This window comes from Lutimonas vermicola, assembly GCF_038433205.1.
GTDB lineage: Bacteria > Bacteroidota > Bacteroidia > Flavobacteriales > Flavobacteriaceae > Lutimonas > Lutimonas vermicola.
Genome location: NZ_JBCDNA010000003.1, coordinates 142,089 through 166,360, shown reverse-complemented (window position 1 = coordinate 166,360; position 24,272 = coordinate 142,089). Strand labels below are relative to the sequence as shown.

Here is a 24,272-nt window from a genome sequence, read left to right as displayed (position 1 = left end):
TCAGCAATCATATGATGGTTGTCAAAAAGTTAATTGAAGACAGGCTTTCAGTCGATATTATATCCATGTCCCCGCTTTCGGGAGGAGATATCAACGATGTTTATATGCTGGATACTTCCGCAGGGCAGTTTATCATAAAATCCAATTATCGTGAAATGTTTCCCAACATGTTAGAAAGGGAAGCCAAAGGTTTAAAACAACTTGGTAAAAGTGGCGTAACGACTCCCGAAGTTATCGACCATTTTGAGCATGACGAACTGCAGGTGCTGATTCTTCAGTATTTTGAAGAGGAGAGGGCCAACAAAGAATTCTGGATGTACTTTGCACAGGATTTATCGAATCTTCATCAGAGCAGTCACACATTTTTCGGTCTCGACTACGACAATTATATTGGTTCTTTGCAACAGGCTAATGAATTCAAAAGCTCCTGGGAACAATTTTTTATTGAAAACCGTATTAAACCCTTAATAAAAAAAGCTTTTGACAATAAGCTCCTAAGTGAAAGTCATTTAAATTCCTTCGAAGGATTCTTCACGGTTTTTTCTGAACTTATTCCTGTTGAGCCTCCTTCGCTTTTGCACGGAGATCTTTGGTCGGGTAATTTACTTTGTTCTGCAGGACAAAAACCTGTATTCATTGACCCGGCGGTTTATTTTGGTCACCGTGAGGCAGACCTTGCCATGACTCAGATGTTTGGTGGCTTTGACTCAGCATTCCTGAACTTTTACAATGATTGTTTTCCGTTGGAAAAAGGTTGGCAAAACCGTATTTCAATTCATAATTTATACCCTAACCTTGTTCATTTGATCTTATTCGGAAGATCTTATTTGTCAGGTATTGAGAATGTAATCAAAAGATTTACCCGAAAAAATTAGAGGAAAAGAGCCTTCAATTCAGTGGCATCCTGTGGATCCATTTTTTTTGAAAGAACAAGGCTGAGCTGTTTCCTTCTCAAAGCACCGTCATACCGCTCTTGTTCGAGTTTGGTTTCAGGCACAATTCCAGGAACCTTCACAGGTGCTCCAGTCCTGTCAACGGCAACAAAGGTATAGATCCCTTCATTTACTTTGGTTCGCTCTCCTGACTCCCTGTCTTCCATCCAAACATCAACAAAAATTTCCATGGATGATTGAAAAGCCCTGGAAACTTTTGCCTCAATGGTGAGCACGCTGCCAACCGGAACAGCTTTTGAAAAAACCACATGGTTTACCGAAGCGGTAACGGTTATTCGATTGCAATGTCTCCTGGCTGCTATACTCGAAGCACGATCCATTCTGGCGAGGAGCTCCCCTCCAAAAAGATTGTCTAAAGGATTTGTTTCACCCGGTAAAACAAGGTCGGTCATTATTGTTAAAGAATCATTAGGGGTCTTGCTTTGCATCTTAAATGGGGATAAACAATTTAATTAAAAATGAGTAAGTCTCAATAAATAAAGGGGCAATTATTAAAATTCCTGAATGAGCAACCAAGAGTCTTTAGCGACATTATTTCTGATCTCCGACAAATTTTCAAGCGCTTCATCTCTTGTAGAGAAACTACCATATGAAACTACAGTAAGGTTCCATTTATTCACTCCAAGAATGCGGGAATCATAACCTTCCTTCAACAATTGCTTCACTTTTCGATCAGCGTTTTGCGGAAATCTAAAAGCCCCTGCAATCACATGAAAGCTTTTTTTCTTGCTTTCGACCTCCAAATTCAGGGTAGGAAGAGGTTTGGTAATTACAAAAGTGGCACTTTCTATCTTTTCCTCCATCAAATCTTGCTGATTTTGTGCCTCAATCAATTGTTTTTTATAAAGGTGATCCTGATAATACTTTGCGGAAAACCCAATAACAGATAGGCCAATTACGAATATTGCAGCATATTTGAGATAATTTGGCGTCTTTTTCTCTCTGACAGGAATTACCTTAGGTGCTTCAACAACTGTATCCACTTTAGGAGCTGACTCTCTTTCAATTTCACTTCTAACCACATTGGAAAGACCAAAAGAAGAGGTTAGATAGTTTACTTTTTGCTGCGGTTCGAAATGCAGTTTTCCATCCAAAAGGTTAAACGTTCCTAATCCGTTCAAAGTGAGTTCACTGTTTTTCAGTTTTTCTTTCCAGGCATCAATTTCGAATTGAATATAATTTACCGCACAGTCATAGGAGATCTGATCAACCGAGGCAATATAATTTGCCAGAAGCCCGTCATTGTTGGTAAGATGACTGTTGAATGTAATCTGTTTGTAAGGTGGATATAAGGTGTGACGGGAAATATCGATTCTGGCAGACTTATTATTGGTCACAAATCCTCCGAATTTTGGAACAATGACACATTCGTATCGATATAATAGATCACTGATGTAATTCGCTAGGTTCAATGAAAAAGGGAGTTTAGATTCACTTAAACAAAACTAAAAAAAAACAATGAGGGTTTACATTGTCCTTGTCATTTTTATTAACAAAAAGATGCACAATTGAAAATCAAATTTTTAAGATGAAAAATGATGAATTATTTTATTATTTGGCCCTGCAGGCAGTGGATGGAATAGGCCCGGTAACAGCTAAAAAACTTGTGGATCACTTTGGAGATGTCAAATCAATATTCGATGAAAAACAACACAAAAAAAGGAAAATCAAAGGATTTGGCTCTGGACTTTTTAAGGGATTAAATAAGCGGGAAATTTTTGAAAAGGCCGAAAGGGAACTACTTTATTTAGAAGACCAGGAACTGCATGCCGTTTGTTTTTCAGATCGGGACTACCCCTCAAAACTAAAACACTGCCAGGATGCACCGATTGTACTTTTTCAAAAAGGAAAGTTCAATATCAACCAAAAAAAGGTCATCAGTATTGTTGGAACCCGGCTGATGACAAGCTATGGAAGCCGGTTTTTAAAAGAATTTATTCGAGAAGCAAAAATTTATGACCCCATTATTGTGAGCGGACTGGCTTATGGAATAGACATTTGTGCCCATCAGGAATCTCTGCGCAACGATATTTGTACCGTTGGTATTCTGGCTCATGGACTCGACCGCATCTATCCGAAATCACATACCGGAACGGTTCAGAAAATGATTACAAATGGCGGGCTTTATACAGAGTTTTGGTCGGGTACAGTTGCGGACCCGGTGAATTTTGTGAAAAGAAACAGAATTATCGCAGGAATTTCAGAGGCTACCCTTGTCGTGGAATCCGCTCATAAAGGGGGATCATTGATCACGGCTCAACTAGCTTCGTCTTACCATCGGGATGTATTGGCTGTTCCGGGTCGAACCACAGACAGGTTTAGCCAGGGTTGTAACATGCTGATTAAAAGCAATAAAGCGGCCTTGGTCACTTCTTTTAAAGACCTTGAATACGCTTTGGGATGGACATCAGAACCATCAGTCAAAAAGCCTGTTCAAAAAAAACTTTTTGTCGAACTCGATGAGCAGGAAAGACGGCTGTACAATCTATTGGAGGGATCAGGTAAAAAACTCCTTGACGAGCTGGCTCTTGAGAGCGGATTCGGTGTTCAAAAAACCTTGATGCTTTTGCTGCAACTAGAGCTAAAAGGAATTGTATTAGGCCATTCGGGAAAGCGATTTCAGGCTATATAACCTGGTGGAGCACAGGAAAATTATGCGCTTAACCTTTCAAAATAAAGAACAACGGCCTCCTTCATCAATACAGATTGCTCACCTGCCTTTAATGTTGGCAGTTCGTCTATGGTTTTATAGTGGGGCCAACCATCATCGTCAAAATAATCAAAATCATAATATCCAAAGGGTTCGAGCAATTTGCAAATAGCAATATGCATGATGTTCAGTTTTTCATCCTTGCTGAATTTTTGATAGCCTTTGCCGAGTTCCTGTATTCCGATAAGATAGATGATGGCATCAAGATCCATTTTTTCACCTCCTCCAAATTTTTCAGAAATACTTTTCTGGATTTCTTCCCATTGCATCTTTATCTTTTCATCCCTGGCCATATCAATAATTTAGATGTCAAAAATACTAATTACGAAATACAAATACCCCATAATTTCTTACTTTTGCCAATGCAGAGCCATCATCGTATTAAGGTGGTACTTAAAAGGTTTTAAATTCGTATCCTTACAAATATTAGCTGCTAAATACCGGGATTAAAAAGTATTAACTGCCAAAAAACAAAGCAATCGTATGTATAATAAAATAAAAGATCACCTAGAGGAAGAGCTAAGAACAATTAAAGAGGCTGGTTTGTATAAAAAGGAAAGAATTATCACCAGCTCCCAGGATGCTGTGATTAAAATTTCCACAGGAGAAGAAGTGATCAATTTTTGTGCTAATAATTACCTTGGTTTGTCGAATGACCCCCAGGTGATACAGGCTGCCAAAGATACAATGGACCATCATGGTTATGGTATGTCATCGGTAAGGTTTATTTGCGGAACCCAGGATATCCATAAACAACTGGAGGAAAGAATAGCGCGCTTTTATAAAACAGAAGACACGATTTTATATGCCGCGGCATTTGATGCAAATGGCGGGGTTTTTGAACCATTATTTCAAAAAGAGGATGCCATCATTTCAGATTCGCTTAATCACGCTTCAATTATCGATGGGGTCAGGCTTTGCAAAGCTGCCCGTTACCGATATGAAAACAATGACATGCAGGATCTGGAAAAACAGTTGATAGAAGCCAATAAGCAAGGGCATCGATTTAAGATCATTGTTACCGACGGGGTTTTTTCAATGGATGGAATCGTAGCTCAATTAGACAAGATATGTGACCTTGCCGACAAATACGACGCGTTGGTCATGGTCGATGAATGTCACGCAACCGGTTTTATTGGTAAAACAGGAAGAGGTACCGTTGAGTTGAAAAATGTAATGGGAAGGGTAGACATTGTTACAGGAACCCTTGGAAAAGCCCTTGGCGGGGCTATGGGTGGCTATACGACTGGCCCTAAAGAAATCATCGAGATATTGCGACAGCGATCAAGACCTTATCTTTTTTCCAATTCTCTTGCTCCTGCGATAGTAGGAGCTTCTTTGAAGGTTTTTGATTTGATAGAGAATGATACAAGTTTAAGGGATAAACTTGAAGAAAACACGAATTATTTCAGATCAAAAATGGAAGAAGCGGGATTTGACTTAGTGGGAGCAGATGCAGCCATTGTTCCGGTTATGCTATACGATGCAAAATTATCCCAAGATATGGCCAATGACTTGCTAAAGGAGGGAATTTATGTAATAGGATTCTTTTTCCCGGTGGTTCCAAAGGGAAAGGCTAGGATAAGAGTGCAGTTAAGTGCTGCACATTCAAGAGAACATTTAGACAAGGCCATTGCTGCTTTTATTAAGGTAGGAAAGGAATTGAATGTTATTTAATTAAAAATGGGATCGTTGATTTCCACAGAATTTGAAAGATGAATAAAATTAGGATAACAAAACATTTCGATTTTGAAACGGCTCATGCCCTCTATGGTTATGATGGCAAATGCAAAAACATTCACGGACACAGCTATCATTTGCATGTTACCGTTATCGGGATACCTATTGATGATGATCAGCATCCTAAAAACGGGATGGTGATGGATTTTGGTGATCTAAAGGTCATCGTCAAAAACGAAATCGTTGACAAATTTGATCACGCCGTGGTGTTGAATGAAAATTCTCCCCACAGGGAATTAGCGCATACGATCAATGATCACTCTCATAATGTAGTTCTTGTGCCATACCAGCCTACAAGTGAAAATATGCTATTGGACTTTTCAGTGAAAATTCAAAAACAATTACCTCAAAATGTTTTATTACATTCGTTAAAGTTATATGAAACAGCTAATTCTTATGCTGAGTGGCATGCTGATGACCAGCACTAGTTAAGATCTGTTGTTTTGAAAAATAAACTTGTGAATGAATAAGCCTCCAAAAAACATATATTTTGCTTCTGATCAGCATTTTGGTATTCCGGATTCTGAGAGCAGTAAATTAAGGGAGAAGAAATTTATATCCTGGCTCGACGAAGTAAAGAACGATGCTGAAGCCATATTTCTCTTAGGGGATTTATTTGATTTCTGGTTTGAATATAAAACAGTGGTTCCAAAAGGATTTGTCAGGGTACTGGGAAAAATTGCCGAACTCAGAGATAGTGGAATTCCAATATATTTCTTTGTTGGGAACCACGATCTGTGGATGGTTGATTATTTTGAAAAGGAACTTGGGATTCCTGTTTATCATCACCCGAAAGAATATGAATTTGAAGGTAAAACCTTTTTAATAGGACATGGAGATGGTTTAGGACCAGGCGACAAGGGCTATAAAAGGATGAAAAAAATATTTGCCCATCCTTTGTCAAAATGGTTTTACAGATGGGTTCATCCGGATATCGGCGTTAAACTTGCCCAATACCTTTCGACCAAGAATAAACTGATTTCCGGGCAGGAAGACATAAAGTTTTTAGGGGAAGAAAATGAATGGCTGGCACAATATGCCAAAAGAAAGCTGGAACAAAAGCATTACGATTATTTTCTCTTTGGACACAGGCATTTACCCATGGAAATTGAGGTAGGAAAAAACAGTAAATATATCAATACCGGAGACTGGATTTCGCATTTTACCTATGCTGTATTTGACGGAAAAGACCTCACTTTGAAAACATATCAATAAAACACCTCTTATTATCATTTATGGCCAAGATCAAAACTACTTTTTTTTGTCAAAATTGCGGGGCTCAGTTCCCAAAATGGGTTGGTAAATGCAATTCTTGTAATGAATGGAATACCATCGTTGAGGAGGTGATACAGCGAGAGGAAAAGACTTCCTGGAAGCAAGCTGGTTCTGGTAAAAAGGTTGGTAAGGCTGTCAAATTAAAGGAAATTACTGCTGTAAACGAAGAACGAATCGACACCTGTAACAAAGAATTAAACAGGGTTTTAGGAGGAGGATTAGTCAAAGGTTCCATAGTGTTATTGGGGGGAGAACCAGGTATTGGAAAATCCACTTTGCTGCTGCAAATAGCACTGATGATGAAAAACAGGGTTCTTTATGTCTCAGGCGAAGAAAGCATGACCCAGATCAAATTGCGTGCTGACCGGCTTAAATCGGCTAATGAAAATTGTTTGATTCTGACCGAGACAAAAACACATCAAATCTTTAATTCGGCTGAAGAAACATCTCCTGAAGTTATTGTAATAGACTCTATTCAGACCCTGCACACCGAACTTATTGAAGCCTCCCCCGGAAGTATCTCTCAGATACGCGAAACGACGGCTGAATTGATAAAGTATGCCAAGGAAACGGATACTCCGGTGGTTTTAATAGGGCATATTACCAAAGAAGGACATATTGCCGGTCCTAAAATATTGGAGCATATGGTTGATGTTGTGCTTCAATTCGAAGGAGACCGGAATCATACCTATCGTATTCTCAGGGCTCAAAAGAACCGGTTTGGATCTACTGCCGAACTGGGCATTTACGAAATGCTTCACACGGGTTTAAGGGAAGTTGAAAATCCATCAGAAATCCTTATTTCCGAAAAAGATTCTGATCTGACCGGAACAGCTATTTCTGCTACTCTTGAAGGAATGAGGCCCCTGATGATAGAAGTTCAGGCCCTTGTAAGTACTGCTGTTTATGGCATGCCCCAGCGATCATGTACAGGGTATAATATTAAAAGATTGAATATGCTGCTTGCCGTGTTGGAAAAAAGAGCAGGTTTTAAACTTGGGGCCAAGGATGTATTTTTGAATATTGCAGGAGGATTAAGGGTGGAAGACCCCGCCATTGACCTGGCAGTGGTATGTGCGGTACTTTCTTCTAATAGTGAAATATCCATACCCCAAAACATCTGCTTTGCGGCCGAAGTGGGCTTAGCCGGAGAGATAAGAGCTATATCGAGGGTAGAACAGAGGATTCAGGAAGCTGAAAAACTTGGTTTTAAGAAAATCGTATTATCAAAATTCAACAAAATCGCCAAAAAGAATCCTGAAATCGAGATCATTAAAGTAAGCAAGATAGAAGAGGTTATCAGTGTTTTATTTAAAGTCTAGAATACAACACGAACGCCAAACAAGAATTATTGTAAGCCTTTTATTCTGTTGATATGATCGGGGCCTATTCGGCAGCAACCACCAATGATATCTGCCCCTTTTTTGCGCCATGCAGCCGCCATTTTTTCAAAACCGTAAGAGTCCGACACACCAATCCACGTTTTACTTTCTACATGATAAACTTCTCCTGAGTTTGGGTACACAATGATCTTTTTACCCGGCGCTGATTTTTTCAGACCGTCGATGATTTCAGATATATATTTTGGAGATGTACAGTTCACGCCGATGGCAAACGGTTGTGGTTTGTTGGCAAGCAAGCACGCTGCTTCCTCAATTCTTGTTCCGTCATTTAAGTGTAGTTCGTCTTTGCATGAAAATGACACCCACGAAGGCTTGGTATATTGATCGAGTAGCTCAGACAATACTTTTACTTCCAAATAGCTTGGAATGGTTTCGAAAGCTAAGAAATCTGCCCCCGTAGTTGCAAATAACCGAATTCTTTTACCGTGAAAGTTTTTTAATGCTTCCTCTGAAATTCCGTAATTTCCTTGATATTCTGATCCATCCGCCAGAAAGGCTCCATAGGGCCCCATACTGGCAGCGATATAGACCTTTTGAGTCAACCCGTGTCTATTGTAATAAAGATTCCTTGCCTTTTCGGCGAGTGTAACGGAACTCAATAAAAGTTTTTCAGCTTCATTTTTATCAATTCCAGATCGCATAAAACCTTCAACGGTAGCCTGATAACTCGACGTTGTAATACAACGAGCGCCCGCTTCCAAATAGGTATAGTGTACCTTTACCAGCAATTCAGGATCTGTCTTTAGAAGCCTGGCAGACCAAAGCTCATGATTGAGATTACAGCCATAATCTTCAAGAACATTTGAAAGACCTCCATCAAGGATCAGGGGATAGTTAATCGTATTCATAAAACAATATATTTTATTGCTTAGGTTTTACTTCTGTACTCCAGCCATCATAAAGACCATTCATTGATGCTGATAAATTGCGAAGCATTGTGGTTAGCTCATAAATAGACATCGGTAAAATTGAATCCTGTCTTGAAATGGTTAATTGAAAAGGGAATTGCCTTTCTTTTTGATAGGCGATGGAGTCAAGAGAGAATTTCAGTGTTTTTAAAGCTTTACCCATATCATTTCTTTTTGTCACACTTTTAAAATAAAACCAATGATTGACCTTCCTCAGACCTTGAAGATCATCTCCCTGAAGAACAAGATCATGGAGATAGCCCTGATCAATCAAAAATTCAGAAGAAAAATTTCTCGGATAAAGGAAATTGTAATAATAAGACCACTTTTTATCTCTTCTAATATCGATAATGGTTTTGACCCCGGAGAAATTATCGTCGAACATTTTGTTTAATTCCGCTCTGAGATTAACAGTGTCTTTGACATAAAAAACATCAAATGCCATGCATTGGTAGGTGATATAGCCAGCCAAACGATTTTTGGCAATCTTATCGATAGCAGCCAAGGTAGAATCTGAAAAGGAGAATATTTCGTCAAGACTATCTTCGGATGGAAAACCATTGTTGAGACAGTTTTTAAATTTGACCCCAACAATGAGAAGGTTGGGATAATTTGGTTTGGCCAGGTCAAGACTTAAGTCAAGCGAGACAGACATCGGACCATTTTCTTTCATGGAAACGTATTCAACCCAGTCGTCCTGGGCCTGAAGTACATTAACACAAGTCAATAAAAGAACAATTAAAAAGAAAAAGGAACGACTCATATGAAAAGCTAATAATCTCAAAGTTAATAAATTAATCGATGATAATTATCATAGGAAAGAATAGAGAATAGGACTAAATTTATCATAAATTTTAAAGATCCAAAATAATGAAAAAGATACTGATTTTCTTGATCATGGTTTTATACACTGCATTTTCTTATTCACAGGAAAGGAAAAATCAAAAAATTGAACCCGTTGGAGATCTTTTTGAAGTTACAATTTACTATGATGACGGGTCGGTTATGCAACATGGTTTTATGACCAAAGAGAGTAAGCTGCACGCTTCGTGGGAGAGCTACTATCCTAACGGAAACAGAAAATGTGTCGCCATATATGACAATGGTGATAAAGTAGGAACCTGGTATTATTGGTTTATGGATAAGAAAACCAAAGTTGTGTATAACAAAAACAAAATTGTAAAGGTTGAAGAAATTCCTATAGAATAATAACAAGCTTGCATCAATTTGAAAAAGGTTTGACCAATTCAATATATACCGGAAAATGGTCGCTGTAACCTCCTGAATAGTGATTATTATCAAAACTTCTAAAAGGGTATCCCAGATACCTACCCCGCTTTGTTATTAAATATGAGGGATTGTAGATTCCTGCTCTAAAGAACAGGTATCCTGATTCACTTTGCCCATCGCGAATCAAGTTATTACAGATAATCATCTGATCGAATAGATTCAATCCATCACGGTAAGCCAGGGTATTGAATCCTTTTTTATGCATGCTTTCCATGGGGTTAAAGAACCGCTTACCGGTTTCCTGTTCAACAGCTGACGGTAAAAGAAGCCCGTTTTTGATGCTTTCGTCACTCGGATCATCATTAAAGTCGCCCATAATTATAATTTTAGCATCTGGGTTTTCAATAAATATCCTGTCAGTGAATTGTTTTGCCAGATAGGCCGCTTTTACTCTTTTGGGATTGCTTTTATTTTTACCTCCTCGTCTTGAGGGCCAGTGGTTCACAAGAATATGCAATTCTTCATCCTCCAGGATACCGTAAACATAGAGAATATCACGTGTATATATCCTTTGGCCTTTATCACTCCAAAGTTTGACTTCAATGATTTCGGTCCCTAAGGGTGTAAAAAATTCTTGTTGATAGAGTAAAGCAACGTCAATGCCTCTTCTGTCTGGAGAATCCTGATGTATAATCTGATACTGATGTCTGCGTAACTGATCTGTTTCAATCAAATCACGAAGCACGCTAAAATTTTCAATTTCTGCCAAACCCAGAATTACCGGCCCTTTGCTTTTTGGTGTTGACCCTATTTCTGAGATTACTTTTGCCATATGGTCGATCTTCTTTTTGTAGTCTTTTTGGGAGTAGTGATTTTTGCCGTTTGGCGTGTAATCTTCGTCAATGGTTTTGGGGTCATCAATCGTATCAAAAAGGTTTTCAACATTGTAAAAGCCAATGGTCATCACCTTGTATTTTTTTGTTTGACCATCAACAGGCTGAACAAGTTGCAACAAGAAAATAAGCATGACTATTTTATAATATCTCTTCATCGGGAATCGAAGATCAGCGTTTTGATTTATGATGAAAAAATGAAATTGTAAGCAAGAAATTAAGTGTTTTTCAAATTTGTTGACATCTGTTTTTGAAGTGTACCAAAAGAGTGTACATTTTATTCATCGACATTTTATGGACCCAAGAATCGTTACGCTGGTTATTCTTTGCTTCTTAAAAGGCTTTTTGGTTTTTGCCCAAATAAATGTCTCGGGGAGGGTTGTTGATCAAATTTCCGGCAGAGGTTTGTATCCTGTCTCAATAAGTTTTGAAGGCCATAACATGTCAGTATACACTGATGAAGAAGGTTATTTTATCATAGAAAGCCCGATGCTCGGAACAGCGGTATTAAACCTTGAATTGAAGGGTTATAAAAAACGTAGAATCCCTCTAAAACTTGATGGCAGCGCAAAGGAAATTGATATGGGCCCGGTGACTCTTTTAAGAACGAAAGAGATGGTCAAAAATGATGACTGGGTTGAATTCAGCCAGGATGAAATTGACAGTGGTAATGGTGAGGTCGAGAATATTTCAGGGATTTTAATGGCTGGAAAGGATCTTTTTTCGAGAACGGCAGCCTATGATTTCGGTTCCAATTTTTTCAGGCCCAGGTTTCTTGGCTCTGAACACACTCAAGTCATGTTGAACGGGGTAACTATGAATAAAATTTATTCAGGACGCCCGGAATGGAGCAATTGGGGTGGATTAAATGATGCTTTGCGAGAGCAGGAGCGATTTGCCTCGATGCAAACTTCTCCTTATGGCATCGGAGGATTGTTTGACGGAGTTAATATGATAAGCAGGGCTTCAAAGCAGCGGAAAGGCATAAAACTTTCGGGCGCATTGTCTAATAAAAATTATCAAAACAGGTTTATGGCAACTTTTACCAGTGGATTGATGAATAAAGGCTGGGCCTGTATGTTATCGGCTTCAGTAAGGATGGCTGATCAAGGTTACAGGGCAGGAACAAATTACAAGGCCTATTCCTTTCTTGCTTCAATTGATAAACATTTTGGTGAGCGACAAAGTATTAATGCCACTTTTATTTATGCCTATACCAGAAAAGGTAAGTCATCTCCTTTAACAAAAGAAGTATTTGAATTAAAAAATGAGTCTTACAATTCTTACTGGGGATACCAGAAAAACAACAAAAGAAATTCCCGTGAGAAAGGAATCCTTGAGCCTATATTTCAACTTAATTATCAGTTTAGTATAAATCAAAAGACAAGTATCCACAGTCATTTTACCTATCAATTTGGAGCAGTTTCCTCGAGCAGGTTAGATTATTCAGGGCTAAGATATTTACAGAATTCTCAATCATTTATTGGAGGAGGAATAAACCCCGACCCATCTTATTATCAAAAATTGCCGAGCTATTTTCTTAAAGACCCTTCCAATCCGGATTTTGGAAGAGCCTATTTGGCTGAACAGGAATTTATGAAAAAGGGCCAGATCGACTGGGAGCAAATGTATGATGAAAACACGAACCCTTCTGTAGGGAATAATGCTATTTATGCCCTGTATGAAGATCGTCAGGATAATCAGTTTTGGGCTTTAAACTCGGGTTTTACAACAATTTTATCCGATAAACTTTCAATGGATGGGGCAGTTTCAATCACAGGGAACACTTCAGAGAATTATGCCTTGATGACAGACCTTCTTGGAGGTTCTGGATACCTGGATGTGGATTCATTTGCCAACAATTTTAGCCGGGCCCAAAACAACCTTCAAGAAATCAACAGAATAGTCCAGGAAAACGAAAAGTTCAGGTACAATTATCAACTTATGGCGAAGGAGGTTAATGCATTTATCCAAACAAGTTACAGGTCAAAAAAAACGGATGCATTTATAGGTTTGGCATTTACATCGAACAGTTACTTTAGAAATGGAATCTATGAAAACGGATTCTTTCCACAGAACGCTTCCCTGGGAAAGAGCAAAGTTGCGACATTTCATTTGCCGGCATTTAAAACGGGTTTTTCGTATAAGTTTTCTGGAAGGCATGTCATGGCATTGAATGTTAACTATTTACAAAAGGCCCCTGTGATGAATCATGTATTCTCCAATGTCAGGGTAAGCAATGACCTGGTCAATGATCTTAAACCTCAGCGAATGACGGGCATTGATTTGAAATATACCTGGAGACATCCTAACTTCCACGCAACCATATCAGGCTATTATGTGAGGATAAAGGACGGATCAAAGGTTTCCTTCTATTATGCCGATGGACTTACTGGCCTTGAAAATTCAGCGTCCAGTGCCTTTGTTCAGGAGGTTCTCACAAGTATCGATAAACAAAACGCGGGGCTTGAATTTAGCGTTGAAGTACCTTTATTTATGAATTTCAAACTGAAGGCTGTCACCGCTTTGGGCAGGTCCATATATGCTTCAAACCCTCAACTGTACCTCACGTCTAATGCCATTGAAGGACCTTTAAACCTGGGTAAATCCTTTTTAAGGGGCTATTATGCCACCGGCGGTCCTCAAGAGGTGTATTCATTTGGTTTTGAGTATTCGAGCCCCAAGTACTGGTGGTTTAGCAGCAGTTTAAATTATTTTCATAAATCTTTTGTTGCAGTTGCTCCTATAACCAGGACTAAAAATTTCTTTCTGAATACCGACGGCTTGCCAATTCATCCGGTTGATATTGATCTGGCCAAAAAATTGTTGGGTCAGGAATCGCTGGAACCTTATATGAACCTGAATATGGTTGGTGGAAAATCATGGAAAATAAAGGACCTGTATATTGGTTTTTTTGCTTCTGTAAATAACCTCACAAATACTATATACAAAACAGGGGGTTTTGAGCAATCCAGAAATGCAAATTACCTCACATTAAAGGAAGACAAGCTCAGAAGAAAACCCTTGTTTGGTCCAAAATACTGGTTTTCATATGGAACAACTTTTTTTACTTCGTTTTATATCAGACTATGAAATATATTTTTACAAAATCAACTTTACTTGCTATTTTTTTACCTTGTTTTGCCTGTCTGCAGGAGCCCGGAACCGATATTTGGATCCCTGAACACTCAGCAGTCGATATTTCGGTAACATCCGATATTGGAACAGCCATTAATTCATTCGAACAGTCAGAAAAAGAGATATATACATTTGACGCTGATGATCATATCGTAGTAGAGGCATTTGTGATTTCAAGTGATGAGGCTGGAAATTTTTATAAGACACTGGTCGTTCAGGATCAACCGGAAAATCCAACTCATGGCCTGGAACTTAAAATTGACAGAAGATCATATTATTCCAAATATAATCTTGGCCGAAAATTATTCCTGAAGCTGGCCGGATTAAGTATGCAAAAGGAGAATGGGAAGTACGTCATTGGTTATTTATCAGGAGGTTCACTTGTCGACATCCCTGTAAGTTTACTTGATAAGTTTATCATTCGTTCACTTGAAACAGTTGAAATCATTCCGCTCAATATTTCCCTGGAAGAGGTTACCAAGTCAATGATGAACATTTTTGTAGCGCTCGATCAAATTCAATTTATTCGACAGGATCTCGGAAAATCATTTGCAGCTGAAGCATATGACCGTTACAACGGCATGCGTATTGTTGAACAATGCGATAATCTGGCAAGAAGCTATTTGTTCACGAGTACCTACGCCAACTTCAGGTCAAACCTATTACCCGGTAAGAAGTTTGATCTGAACGCTGTGATGAGCAGCGACTATTATTCCCGTAAGATCAATTTGATCTTGAATTCTCCCGAAGACCTTAAGCAATCGGAAGAGGAGCGCTGTGACCCGGTATTTTTTGAATGTCCTGAAGGGGTCGAGAATGAGAAAAAGGATATTATCTTTTATGAGAATTTTGACGAGCTTAAGAGCACCAAGGATATTGATAAAATTGGCTGGCAAAATGTAAATAAAAATTTTGGCAATGGCAGATTTAGAAAAAGAAGCGCTGATGAGAATGGCTTTCTTCAAATTTCAGCCTATGATTCCAATGAGTATGTTATGGAGGTTTGGCTGGTAAGCCCGGTAATTGAACTAGACAAATCGAGAGATGAATACCTGACATTCGACATAAGAACAACTTTTGAAGAAGGAACCCTTTTAACCGTTTGGTTCAGTACCGATGATACGGATGATATTAATAAAGCGAGCTGGCATCAGTTGGATATAAAGATTCCCGTTGGAAGCAGGGATGGAAGCAATAAGGAATTTACCGGTACCAATTCTTTTCAACTTGATTGTTTAGAAGGCAGTATTCGGCTAGCTTTTAAATATACAGGCTCCGATCCAGGGGCTTCGACGACTTATGATCTGGACAATATTTTGATTTTAGGAGATACCTCTTCGAATTGATCCGGGAGATTTTAATTGATAATGCCTTTATACCTGAAGCGCTGTATTAAAATAAATAAAAACCGGGAAATGATCACTATAACCGCCCTGATGGTACCGGTTTATGAAGGTTCTTTTAGGAGAACCTTTAAATCTTCCTGTTTTTTGAATAAGAAAGGGCTCCACAAAGATATGAGCCTCCTGGTAACAAAACCATGATGTATTGAGCAGCTGTTGGTTTAAAAGGATTTGATCAAACATTTTCCATTTCCCTTTGTATTTTACAGAACCCTTTTTCTGATGATGAAATCCCTCCATGGCATTGGTAAAATCACGTGACTTAAAGGCCTGAAGGCTTTCACTTAAAGGATCATCATTAAAATCGCCCATGATCAACATGTTGGCTGAAGGCTCATCAAGGCGTATTTTATCAATTATTTGCAGCACTGTCTTCGAGGCAAGCATTCTTTTGGAATTGGTTTTAATTGTCCCATCTGTCCTTGAAGGCCAGTGATTGATAATGAGATGTATCTTCTTGTCAAATAGTGTTCCGCTTATATGCAAAATGTTTCTTGAATATTCAATTTGACCATCAATATGCAGCGATATCGGATATGTAGCCTGGTTTTCTATTTTAAAATATTGTTTTTGGTATAACAGGGCTACATTTATTCCTCTGGGGTCACCTGAATTATCAAAAACCCAATCGTAGTCATATTTTTTTAAATGATCAGACTGTATGAGGTCGTTGAGGCAGAATTCATTCTCGATTTCACAAACACCCATTAATACCGGAGGGATATTTGACCTCATCTTGCCTACTTTTGAAATAACCCTTGAGACGTGTTCAATTTTTTGAAGGTATTTCTCTTTATTCCATTGATAGATTCCTTGAGGCGTATAATCTTTGTCACGTGTGGTCTCATTGTCGAGAGGGTCAAACAAGTTTTCGAGATTGTAAAAGGCAACAGAATAAGTGTGAAACATAGAAAATTGCAAGTGATGCTCCAAATTAAGTAAAATCGACTAGATTAGTTTAAAAAGGATTGTAAATTTGTACCATGATAGAAAAAAGGGATTCAAATATTGAGAACGTGGTATTGGTTGGCGTCATAACCAAAGAGCAGAACGAGGAGAAATCCAAAGAATACCTGGATGAGCTCGAGTTTCTAACCTATACTGCCGGAGGTGAAGTGGTAAAGAGATTTGTTCAAAAGTTGGAATACCCCAACCCAAAAACATTTATTGGCTCCGGGAAACTGGACGAAGTGAGAAGTTTTATCCAGGATAAGGAGATCAAAACAGTCATTTTTGATGATGAATTGAACCCGGCCCAATTGCGAAACATTGAAAAATTGCTTGATTGTAAAGTTCTTGACAGAACAAACCTGATACTTGATATATTTGCCCAACGTGCCGAAACCTCTTATGCCAGAACTCAGGTAGAGTTGGCTCAGTGTCAGTATTTGTTGCCAAGGTTAACAAGAATGTGGACCCACCTCGAAAGACAAAAAGGGGGTATAGGACTCCGAGGTCCTGGGGAAACAGAGATAGAAACCGATAGAAGAATTATCAGGGACAAGATTTCCCTGCTAAAGAAAAGGTTGAAAAAGATTGACAGTCAAATGTCGATTCAACGTAAAAACAGAGGGAAAATGGTAAGGGTTGCCCTTATTGGTTACACCAATGTTGGAAAATCAACCCTGATGAATGTCATCAGTAAAAGCGAAGTTTTTGCAGAAAACAAACTGTTTGCCACTTTGGATACCACAGTAAGAAAAGTGGTGATCAGAAATATACCTTTCTTGCTAACTGATACCGTTGGATTTATTCGAAAACTCCCAACTCAACTGGTAGAGTCATTCAAGTCTACACTTGATGAGGTGAGGGAAGCAGATCTTTTGTTGCATGTAGTTGATATTTCACATTCCAATTTTGAAGATCACATTGCTTCGGTGAACAATATTATCAGTGAGATAACTCCTCAAGGTGAAGATTCAAGTAAACCAACAATCATGGTTTTTAATAAAATTGATGCATTTAAGCACGAATCCATTGAAGAGGATGATTTAACAACTGAACGTTCCAAGGAACACTATACACTGGAAGACTGGAAAAAGTCGTGGTATGCCAAAATGGAAAACAAATGTGTTTTTATTTCTGCACTAAAAAAGGATAACCTGGAAGATTTCAAAAAAATAGTGTTTGAAGAAGTGAAAAAGATTCACATTACGAGGTTTCCTTACAATGACTTCCTGTATCAGGAATATGAAGAAAACGTCTAAAGTTACTTTTCGTCCTTATCACCGTCAACCATGCCATGCCGCTTAGCTCTGATCTTCCAGATTTTCCGAGCCAAAAGCTGCAAGTCTTCATCTGCGTCGCTTTCATCGACAATTTCAAAACCGAGTAAAGTCTCGATGATATCTTCTTGAGAGACAATACCGCTCACGGTACCAAATTCATCAACAACAAGGGCGATGTGTTCCTGTTTTTCTATCAGTTGTTCGAATAAATTTTTGATAGGGGTTTCCCTGTCGGTCACTACAATTTCTCTCGATATACTTTTTAGTTCCTTGTCTCCATCTCCGTTGATGATAGATTCAAATAATTCATCTTTGAGAAAATAACCTGAAATGTCATCCGATCCATCTTTAAAAATAGGGACCCGTGAAAACTTTAATTTTGGGTTTTTGTCGTAAAAATCTCTTATTTTCATTTGTTCCGGAGCTGTTTTTAGCACAGTTCTGGGAGTCATGATATCTTTAACGGCCATGTTTTCGAAGTCAATGACGTTTTTGATGACGAGGCTTTCAGACTCCTGAAAGATACCTTCTTCATGTGCGATATCTGCCATAGCGTGGAAATCTTCTCGGCTGATATTGGCGTTATGCGAATTTTTACCAACAATCCTTGTTGCAAATTTCAGCAGCCATAAGATCCCGGTATATTTCAGTGGAAACATAAGCAGCATGATTGCTTTTGTTGAAAAATTCGCAAGACTTTTCCAATAATTCGCGCCTATTGATTTTGGAATTATTTCTGAGAGAATCAAAATCAAAAGAGTCATAATAGCCGATACAATTCCGACCGAATTATTCCCTGAGCCAAATGTTTTTTCAGCCTCAACACCCACTAAAATAGCGCCAACCGTATGGGCGATGGTATTAATCGTTAAAATAGTAATTAGTGGTTCATCTATTTTCTCTTTAAGTTTTTTCAAAGTTCTGGCATAACTTTTACCCTCATTTATCCTTACTGTAATAAAGGTTGGTGTTACACTCAATAAAACTGCTTCGAGAATTGAGCAGAGAAAAGAGAAGCAAATAGAAAGAACTCCATATACTACTAATAGGGTCATATATCTTTGTTTCAGCTAATTTATTAAAATTAACAGTTTATAATAAAATTTGAGATAATTTTTTCAGGTAATTCAAATTGCGTGAATAAAGTATGAACTAAAAAAGTTTAATCCAGCGTTATATTAAGCCCGATTAGCCAATACGATTGCAGATCATTATTTATAGAGTCAAAGGTCGCATCCGGATCTGAAATCAGGTTGTAATTAAGCGCTTCCTGTTTGTTCTTCCTTAGACCAAAATCGAATCCAACCCCAAGGGATTTCCAAAGTGTGTAGCTAAATGAGTTTGTCCAGGTATAATTGGAATAATCTGATCCTTCATAACTCATGAAAACCGACAAATTAGATTTTACGTTTAACCCGCCAAACTTTCTCGTGTAATCTGCTACTACTTTTGCACCGAAAGTGGAATCATATTCTGCATCTCCTTTGCTAAATACAAAATTGTAGTTGGCAGGGTGAATAACGACGACCAAATCAGCGATAGGGGTCCAGGTTCCACCCACACCAAGGTCAAGGAAACCGGGATCGTTAAAGTTATTCACCAATGTTGATCGGTATTCCATTAAAGCTGATACTGCAAAATTTTTGGAAACTTTATATCCGTAGAGAGAGCTCAAACTAAAAACATCCGTTGCAACTTCATACGAATCACTGTCTGTATCATCGTCTTTATCATCGAATTTGACCCATCCAATATTTACATTCATCGCATTTTTCCAGAAATATTTTTCCTCGATACGATCCGCAAATGCGTTTACATTTATTCCAAAGTTGCCTACAGAAGAATTGGGGCTTTCTTTAGAATACCAATTGTTGAATCCTGATATGCTCCCACCAATGGTTCCGGTGGCTCTTAACCTCCAGCCCGGCAAGGCATCTATTTGGCTTTGAATAGCGTCAGCTTTTCCTTTTAGGACGCTTATTGAATCATTCTTTTCCTTTTGTAAGGCTTTTAATTCTTCTTTTGTTTGGGCATTGATCTGGCTGATTCCAGAAACAATAAACAATACGACGATTAATTTTTTCATGGGGGAAACATTTGATTAGTAAGGGGCAAAAATAGCTAAATTGGATAAAAAAAAGAATTCTATTATTTCTTTTTAAACAAAGGTACGCTCGAACATGCCTCTCCAAACATTAAAGAGTTGACAACCGGTAACAATTTTTGGGTGATCTGAGCGAATGCCGAATCAGGGATATTTTTGTCTGAACATCCTTTTATAATAACGGGAGAACCTGCAAAAGAGTCCAAAGGAATCGTTGCAACGACCTCTTGAAAGATCATGTTTTCGAGTAATTCAAGATCGCCAACCACAATTTTTTTAGCATAGGGAGCCAAAGCCACACTAATAAGCAAATAAGCCCAGGATGGTATGATTGCATCAGATGAACAGGTAACGGCAACATATTTATCTTGGTATTCTTCCCAGCGATGATCTCTTACCGATTCTCTGAAATCTTTTTCTTTTAAAATAATGCCTTCGAACAACCACTGGCTAATATCCAATAATACTCTTTCCCCTTCCGGAAAAAAATCTTCCAGATCCAGTGTTCTTAGTTTGCTCTTGGCAACTCTGTTGACTATTTCTCCTGACATAGTTTTAGTACTTAATTGACTTTCGTGATCAATTTAAAGAAAACCCAGTTCGAGTTTTGCTTCCTCGCTCATCATATCCTGTGTCCAGGTAGGATCAAATGTGATCTCAACCTCCGCGTTTCTCACCTCTTCAATAGACCTGATCTTTTCTTCCACTTCCATGGGCAGGGTTTCTGCAACAGGACAGTTAGGCGAAGTTAGCGTCATTAACACTTTGACATCCATATCCTCGTTTACAAAAACATCATAAATCAATCCTAGTTCATATATGTCAACGGGGATCTCAGGATCAAATATGGTTTTGATAACATCTACAATCTTTTCTCCAAGATCTTCCTTTACTTTATTATTCATGCCGGTTCTTTAAAATCATTCTAAATAAGGGCAAAGATACGCTAATGTACCTTTACCACAAAATTCTAATTTCAAGCGTTTTTGGATTTATGGGCCAGTGCCAGAAGTTTGATTTGTTTGACCATCGACAAAAGGCCGTTTGCCCTTGTTGGTGATAAATGCTCTTTTAAACCAATAGCATCAATAAAGTACGGCTCATTGGAGAGAATATCATCGGGAGTCTGGTTGTTGTAAATTCTCAGGAGTAACGAAACAATTCCTTTGGTTAAAATGGCGTCGCTGTCTGCCGAAAACAAGAGTTTGCCATCCTCATAGTCTGCATGAAGCCATACTTTTGACTGGCAGCCTTTGATGAGGTTTTCATCTGATTTGTTAACTTCTTTTATTTGAGGCATCGATTTTCCCATTTCAATGATAAATTCATAGCGTTGCATCCAGTCTTCAAACAGGTCAAAGTCTTCAATAATTTCTTCTTGTATTTCTTTAATAGTCATATTTTAAACTTATTTTTGCAAAAATAAGTAATTTGTAATTGACATGGGAAAACTTTTAATCGTAGGAACCGTTGCATTTGATGCCATAGAAACTCCGTTTGGAAAGACCGAAAAAATCCTGGGTGGTGCCGCTACCTATATCGGCCTGTCTGCTTCTTATTTTGGATTGGAATCAGGCATAATTTCTGTGGTAGGAGGGGATTTCCCTGTCAGATACCTTGATATGTTGAGTGACAAGAATATTGACCTTGAGGGAGTTGAAGTGATCAAGGAAGGGAAAACTTTTTTTTGGAGTGGCAAATATGATTATAATTTAAACACAAGGGAAACCCTGGTTACTGATTTAAATGTGCTAGCCGAATTCAATCCCGTTGTACCCGAAAATTTTATGGATTGTGATTTTTTAATGTTAGGGAATTTGCATCCGCTGGTTCAGATGTCTGTGATCAATCAAATTCCTGAGCGACCAAAACTGGTTGTATTAGACACCATGAATTTTTGGATGGATAATACAATGGATGAATTGCATCAGGTTATTGCAAAAGTAGATGTTATTACGATAAATGACGAAGAGGCCAGACAATTGAGTGGAGAATATTCTCTGGTTAAAGCAGCTCAAAAGATCCATAAAATGGGCCCCCAATATGTAGTGATCAAAAAAGGGGAGAATGGGGCATTATTGTTTAATAACGGGGATGTGTTTTTTGCACCTGCACTTCCTTTGGAAGATATTTTTGATCCAACCGGGGCAGGAGATACTTTTGCCGGGGGCTTTATAGGTTATTTAGCCAGCAGCCATGATGTTTCTTTTGAAAATATGAAAAGAGCGGTAATTTACGGTTCAAATTTTGCCTCTTTTTGTGTTGAAAAATTTGGTACCGAAAGAATGCAAAACCTGAGCCAAAATGAAATTCAGGCAAGATTAAAGGAATTCAAACAACTTACTCAATTTGATATTGAATTAACACATTAACTGCTTTAAAAAATGAGTGATGCTTTACAACATGAATGTGGAATTGCCCTCGTTCGACTGTTAAAACCTCTTCAGTATTATAAAGATAAATACGGAACTGCATTTTATGGAATCAATAAGATGTATCTGTTAATGGAGAAGCAACACAATAGGGGGCAAGACGGGGCAGGCTTTGCCAGTATCAAGTTTGATGTTGAACCCGGGGCCCGATATATCAGCAGGGTAAGGTCAAATGACCAGCAACCAATTCAAGATGTATTCGCAAAGATCAATTCACGATTAAACGGTGTTTTGCAGGAGTATCCCGAAAGAGCAAATGACCTTGATTGGCAATTGTCAAACATGCCCTATCTGGGCAATATCTATTTGGGCCATGTTCGTTATGGTACATTTGGAAAGAACAGTATTGAAAGTGTTCATCCATTTTTGAGACAAAACAATTGGAAACATAAAAACCTGATCGTAGCAGGAAACTTTAATATGACCAATTCGGGAGAGCTTTTAAAGGAACTTATTGAATTGGGCCAACATCCAAAGGAATATACCGATACAGTGACCGTCATGGAAAAGATCGGCCATTTTTTGGACGATGAAGTTCTTGATCTTTATTATAAATTCAAACAGAAAGGGATCAGTAAGAAACAGGCTTCTCCACTTATAGCAAAAGAATTAAATATTCAGAAAATATTAACGAGGGCTTCAAAGAACTGGGATGGAGGATATGCCATGGCAGGTATGATTGGGCATGGAGATGCCTTTGTTCTTAGGGATCCGGCAGGTATCAGACCAGCTTATTATTACGCTGACGAGGAGGTCGTTGTAGTCGCTTCAGAAAGACCCGTTATACAAACGGTTTTTAATGTGGATATTGATGAGGTGAAAGAGATTGAAAGGGCTCATGCCTTAATTATAAAAAAGGACGGGGAGGTAAGCATGCAGCAGATTATGGAGCAACTTCCTAAAAAATCCTGTTCGTTTGAGAGAATATATTTTTCCAGGGGAAGTGATGCGTCCATTTATCAGGAAAGAAAAATGCTTGGTAAATATATTTTTCCTAAAGTATTGGAATCAATAGACAACGACATATCAAATTCGGTATTTTCGTATATCCCAAATACAGCAGAGACCTCCTTTTACGGGATGACTGAGGCTGCCGAAGAATACCTGAACGAACACAAGCTACAGACCATTTTAAAAGGGAATAAGAATATTTCTGCACAAAAGCTCACTGAAATTTTGTCGGAGCGTCCGAGGATAGAAAAGATTGCCATAAAAGATGCGAAATTAAGAACTTTCATAACTGATGACAATAGCAGAGACGACCTTGTAGCCCATGTATACGATGTTACCTATGGCGTAGTCAAGCCCACTGATAATTTAGTGATCATCGATGACAGTATCGTAAGGGGAACCACGTTAAAAAAGAGCATCATTAAGATTCTCGACCGTTTGAATCCTAAAAAGATCATTGTCGTATCCTCAGCTCCTCAAATAAGATATCCTGATTGTTATGGAATTGATATGGCCAGAATTGATGAATTTATTGCCTTTAAAGCTACTTTAGAGTTATTAAAGGATGCAGGGAAGTACCATATTGTCGATGAGGTATATTTAAAATGTAAGAAAAGTTTGGATCAGGACCATCCTGAAAATCATGTCAAGGAGATTTATGCTCCATTTACACCCGAACAAATTTCGGATAAAATTGCGGAACTCTTAAAAACGGAGAACATCAAGGCTGAGGTGAAAATTATATTTCAATCAATTGAGAACCTTCACAGAGCCTGCCCTAACGATACGGGAGACTGGTATTTTACAGGAGATTTTCCAACTCCGGGAGGAATGAAAGTAGTCAATAGGGCTTTTATGAATTTTTACGAGGGTAAAAGTGAAAGAGCCTATTAATCAATACCCG

The 24,272-nt window shown here is 38.4% G+C and carries 24 protein-coding genes; 12 read left to right on the top strand and 12 right to left on the bottom strand.

Features of this window, described 5'->3' with window-relative positions:
- The first annotated feature begins 11 nt into the window (after window positions 1-11).
- On the top strand, window positions 12-875 hold the full coding sequence (locus tag AABB81_RS12715; RefSeq protein ID WP_342160929.1) for a fructosamine kinase family protein: 864 nt from the start codon (window positions 12-14) through the stop codon (window positions 873-875).
- Here AABB81_RS12715 and AABB81_RS12710 read toward each other — a convergent pair.
- Both AABB81_RS12710 and AABB81_RS12705 read right to left on the bottom strand, forming a co-directional pair.
- Entirely contained in the window at window positions 872-1,381 is a 510-nt protein-coding gene (locus AABB81_RS12710; protein ID WP_342160928.1) for an acyl-CoA thioesterase, read from the bottom strand. The two genes, AABB81_RS12715 and AABB81_RS12710, sit on opposite strands and share 4 nt — an antisense overlap.
- A 63-nt stretch (window positions 1,382-1,444) precedes the next feature.
- On the bottom strand, window positions 1,445-2,365 hold the full coding sequence (locus AABB81_RS12705; RefSeq protein WP_342160927.1) for an HU domain-containing protein: 921 nt from the start codon (window positions 2,363-2,365) through the stop codon (window positions 1,445-1,447).
- 116 nt (window positions 2,366-2,481) lie between these two features.
- Here AABB81_RS12705 and dprA point away from each other — a divergent pair, with 116 nt between their 5' ends.
- Window positions 2,482-3,585, top strand: a complete 1,104-nt coding sequence (dprA, locus tag AABB81_RS12700) for a DNA-processing protein DprA (RefSeq protein ID WP_342160926.1) — start codon at window positions 2,482-2,484, stop codon at window positions 3,583-3,585.
- Between the two features lie 20 nt (window positions 3,586-3,605).
- Here dprA and AABB81_RS12695 read toward each other — a convergent pair whose 3' ends face one another.
- Window positions 3,606-3,956: a hypothetical protein gene (locus tag AABB81_RS12695; RefSeq protein ID WP_342160925.1), complete on the bottom strand. Its 351-nt coding sequence runs from the start codon at window positions 3,954-3,956 to the stop codon at window positions 3,606-3,608.
- A 190-nt stretch (window positions 3,957-4,146) separates the two neighbouring features.
- Between AABB81_RS12695 and kbl the strand changes: the two genes are divergently transcribed.
- The 4 genes from kbl to radA are packed head-to-tail and all read left to right on the top strand — an operon-like array spanning window position 4,147 to window position 8,000.
- Window positions 4,147-5,340 carry a glycine C-acetyltransferase gene (kbl, locus tag AABB81_RS12690; RefSeq protein ID WP_342160924.1) on the top strand — a complete coding sequence of 398 codons (1,194 nt, stop codon included), beginning with the start codon at window positions 4,147-4,149 and terminating at the stop codon, window positions 5,338-5,340.
- 38 nt (window positions 5,341-5,378) lie between these two features.
- The gene (locus AABB81_RS12685) at window positions 5,379-5,831 is read left to right on the top strand and encodes a 6-pyruvoyl trahydropterin synthase family protein (protein WP_342160923.1); all 453 of its coding nucleotides are present in this window, start codon (window positions 5,379-5,381) and stop codon (window positions 5,829-5,831) included.
- Window positions 5,832-5,865: 34 nt separating this feature from the next.
- Window positions 5,866-6,618 (top strand): UDP-2,3-diacylglucosamine diphosphatase, encoded by a 753-nt coding sequence (locus AABB81_RS12680; protein ID WP_342160922.1) that lies wholly within the window; start codon window positions 5,866-5,868, stop codon window positions 6,616-6,618.
- A gap of 20 nt (window positions 6,619-6,638) precedes the next feature.
- Window positions 6,639-8,000 (top strand): DNA repair protein RadA, encoded by a 1,362-nt coding sequence (radA, locus tag AABB81_RS12675; protein WP_342160921.1) that lies wholly within the window; start codon window positions 6,639-6,641, stop codon window positions 7,998-8,000.
- 26 nt (window positions 8,001-8,026) lie between these two features.
- Here the strand turns inward: radA and mmuM are convergent, their stop codons facing one another.
- Both mmuM and AABB81_RS12665 read right to left on the bottom strand, forming a co-directional pair.
- Window positions 8,027-8,929, bottom strand: coding sequence for a homocysteine S-methyltransferase (gene mmuM / locus AABB81_RS12670; RefSeq protein ID WP_342160920.1), 903 nt, complete (start codon window positions 8,927-8,929; stop codon window positions 8,027-8,029).
- Between the two features lie 13 nt (window positions 8,930-8,942).
- On the bottom strand, window positions 8,943-9,752 hold the full coding sequence (locus AABB81_RS12665; protein ID WP_342160919.1) for a DUF695 domain-containing protein: 810 nt from the start codon (window positions 9,750-9,752) through the stop codon (window positions 8,943-8,945).
- 107 nt (window positions 9,753-9,859) lie between these two features.
- Here AABB81_RS12665 and AABB81_RS12660 point away from each other — a divergent pair, with 107 nt between their 5' ends.
- Window positions 9,860-10,198, top strand: a complete 339-nt coding sequence (locus AABB81_RS12660) for a toxin-antitoxin system YwqK family antitoxin (protein WP_342160918.1) — start codon at window positions 9,860-9,862, stop codon at window positions 10,196-10,198.
- A gap of 13 nt (window positions 10,199-10,211) precedes the next feature.
- On the opposite strand, the gene AABB81_RS12655 is transcribed toward AABB81_RS12660, so the two are convergent.
- A complete protein-coding gene (locus AABB81_RS12655; protein ID WP_342160917.1) occupies window positions 10,212-11,246 on the bottom strand; it encodes an endonuclease/exonuclease/phosphatase family protein in 1,035 nt (344 codons plus the stop codon).
- A 160-nt stretch (window positions 11,247-11,406) separates the two neighbouring features.
- Between AABB81_RS12655 and AABB81_RS12650 the strand changes: the two genes are divergently transcribed.
- Complete coding sequence (locus AABB81_RS12650) at window positions 11,407-14,205, top strand: carboxypeptidase-like regulatory domain-containing protein (protein WP_342160916.1); 2,799 nt, start codon at window positions 11,407-11,409, stop codon at window positions 14,203-14,205.
- The gene (locus AABB81_RS12645; RefSeq protein WP_342160915.1) at window positions 14,202-15,596 is read left to right on the top strand and encodes a DUF5689 domain-containing protein; all 1,395 of its coding nucleotides are present in this window, start codon (window positions 14,202-14,204) and stop codon (window positions 15,594-15,596) included. Before AABB81_RS12650 ends, AABB81_RS12645 begins: the two co-directional genes overlap by 4 nt.
- Before the next feature lie 27 nt (window positions 15,597-15,623).
- Here AABB81_RS12645 and AABB81_RS12640 read toward each other — a convergent pair whose 3' ends face one another.
- Window positions 15,624-16,562 carry an endonuclease/exonuclease/phosphatase family protein gene (locus AABB81_RS12640; RefSeq protein ID WP_342160914.1) on the bottom strand — a complete coding sequence of 313 codons (939 nt, stop codon included), beginning with the start codon at window positions 16,560-16,562 and terminating at the stop codon, window positions 15,624-15,626.
- A gap of 74 nt (window positions 16,563-16,636) precedes the next feature.
- Between AABB81_RS12640 and hflX the strand changes: the two genes are divergently transcribed.
- Entirely contained in the window at window positions 16,637-17,860 is a 1,224-nt protein-coding gene (hflX, locus tag AABB81_RS12635) for a GTPase HflX (RefSeq protein WP_342160913.1), read from the top strand.
- A 2-nt stretch (window positions 17,861-17,862) separates the two neighbouring features.
- Here the strand turns inward: hflX and AABB81_RS12630 are convergent, their stop codons facing one another.
- From AABB81_RS12630 to AABB81_RS12610, 5 genes are all read right to left on the bottom strand, one after another.
- Complete coding sequence (locus AABB81_RS12630; protein ID WP_342160912.1) at window positions 17,863-18,936, bottom strand: CNNM domain-containing protein; 1,074 nt, start codon at window positions 18,934-18,936, stop codon at window positions 17,863-17,865.
- A gap of 107 nt (window positions 18,937-19,043) precedes the next feature.
- Window positions 19,044-19,967, bottom strand: coding sequence for a DUF3078 domain-containing protein (locus tag AABB81_RS12625; protein WP_342160911.1), 924 nt, complete (start codon window positions 19,965-19,967; stop codon window positions 19,044-19,046).
- Window positions 19,968-20,029: 62 nt separating this feature from the next.
- Complete coding sequence (locus tag AABB81_RS12620) at window positions 20,030-20,536, bottom strand: DUF2480 family protein (protein WP_342160910.1); 507 nt, start codon at window positions 20,534-20,536, stop codon at window positions 20,030-20,032.
- A 33-nt stretch (window positions 20,537-20,569) separates the two neighbouring features.
- On the bottom strand, window positions 20,570-20,890 hold the full coding sequence (locus tag AABB81_RS12615) for a DUF59 domain-containing protein (protein WP_342160909.1): 321 nt from the start codon (window positions 20,888-20,890) through the stop codon (window positions 20,570-20,572).
- A gap of 71 nt (window positions 20,891-20,961) precedes the next feature.
- On the bottom strand, window positions 20,962-21,384 hold the full coding sequence (locus tag AABB81_RS12610; RefSeq protein ID WP_342160908.1) for a SufE family protein: 423 nt from the start codon (window positions 21,382-21,384) through the stop codon (window positions 20,962-20,964).
- Window positions 21,385-21,427: 43 nt separating this feature from the next.
- On the opposite strand from AABB81_RS12610, the gene AABB81_RS12605 reads away from it, so the two are divergent.
- Window positions 21,428-22,357, top strand: coding sequence for a PfkB family carbohydrate kinase (locus AABB81_RS12605; RefSeq protein WP_342160907.1), 930 nt, complete (start codon window positions 21,428-21,430; stop codon window positions 22,355-22,357).
- Between the two features lie 12 nt (window positions 22,358-22,369).
- A complete protein-coding gene (locus tag AABB81_RS12600; protein ID WP_342160906.1) occupies window positions 22,370-24,262 on the top strand; it encodes an amidophosphoribosyltransferase in 1,893 nt (630 codons plus the stop codon).
- Window positions 24,263-24,272: the final 10 nt, after the last annotated feature.